This is a genomic window from Ruegeria intermedia (assembly GCF_900129345.1).
Taxonomy (GTDB): domain Bacteria; phylum Pseudomonadota; class Alphaproteobacteria; order Rhodobacterales; family Rhodobacteraceae; genus Ruegeria; species Ruegeria intermedia.
This window is the reverse complement of the sequence record NZ_FQVK01000055.1, coordinates 4415-5634: the sequence shown is the minus strand read 5'-3', so window position 1 is coordinate 5634 and position 1220 is coordinate 4415. Positions and strand designations below refer to the sequence as shown.

1 protein-coding gene is annotated in these 1220 nt (G+C 53.3%); it reads right to left on the bottom strand.

Going from position 1 to position 1220, the window contains the following annotated elements:
- Nucleotides 1-1196, bottom strand: a 1196-nt coding sequence (locus tag F3H26_RS18940) for a type I restriction endonuclease subunit R, EcoR124 family (RefSeq protein ID WP_394349795.1), incomplete at its 3' end; no start/stop codon positions are given.
- Nucleotides 1197-1220 lie beyond the last annotated feature (24 nt).

The window sequence follows — 1220 nt, the reverse complement described above, 5'->3', positions numbered from 1 at the left end:
TTCTCATCGTAGGTTTCAATGAACCCGATCATCCGGGCGATGATCTGTTTCACGCGTTTTGCGCGCTCGCGGATCCCGGGCTTTGTTTTGAGCGTGGCAACCACATCGTCAGCGAGGGGTTCCTTGTCCGAGAAAGTGTAGGCCTGCATTAGTTGCGAAAATGCGTCAGGGTCGAGATCCTCTTCCCTACAGATCCGACGGAATGCCTCATCCTTTTTGCCGACCCAGTAGGCCTCGAAAGCTTCCTTCAGTTCGTCAGCACTACGCCGCCCGATCAAGTATGTCGCCATAAAATCCTCGATGAGTTCCTTCTTGCTGCGCAGCCGCGGCTCGGACCCCAAAATATCGAGGACAGCCTTCGTCTTTCCCTTCTTCGTCTCTTCGGAATCTTCATCCTCGTCCGACGCTTCCGAGATGGCTGCGAGGAGTGCAAGAATGTAGGCGACATTGATTTCGTCCCGGCGGATAAGCTCGAGCTCGAAGTCGATCTCATCGATGATCGATGCCTTTTCCTCTTCCTTGTCGCTTTTCACCCTGTCATGGATGTCCAAATATTTGCTCTTGAAATCTTCGAACCGCTGCTGGGTCATCTCCAGATCGTCAGCATCGAACTCGGAGAAGCTCTTGAGAACATTCATCAGGCGGATCAGCTTACGAAAGGTGGTAACGAACGCCAGGACGTCTTCCTCAGATGCAAGACCATCCACATCGTCAGGCTTCGCAACGATCTTCTTCAGCTCTTGGACAACCAGGTTGAACTCTTTGACCACATCATCATAGGGCTCGACCAGGATCGCCTCTCTGGCGTCTTTGTTGGAGAAAAGCGTAATGGCCTCGTCAACCTTTGGCTTCAGATTACGGAAGCAGACGATGTTGCCTTGGCTCTTCCTCTGTCCAAGGATCCGGTTCGTTCGCGAGAAGGCCTGGATCAGGCCATGGTAGCGCAGGTTTTTGTCAACGTAGAGAGTGTTCAGGGTCTTTGCGTCGAAACCTGTGAGGAACATGTTAACGACCAGCAGAATATCGATCCCCTGATCAGGCCGGAAATCCTTTCGGTCCCGGGATTTCATGCGTTTCGCCACCGCCTTGTAGTAGGCGTAGAAAGCCTTGCCATCCTTCACGCTGTGACCGGTGCCGAACATGGCGTTATAGTCGTTCACGCAGGCTTGCAGCTTGTCCCTGGTGTGCGTGCTCACCGTTCCGCCTTCGCCGCCAATATA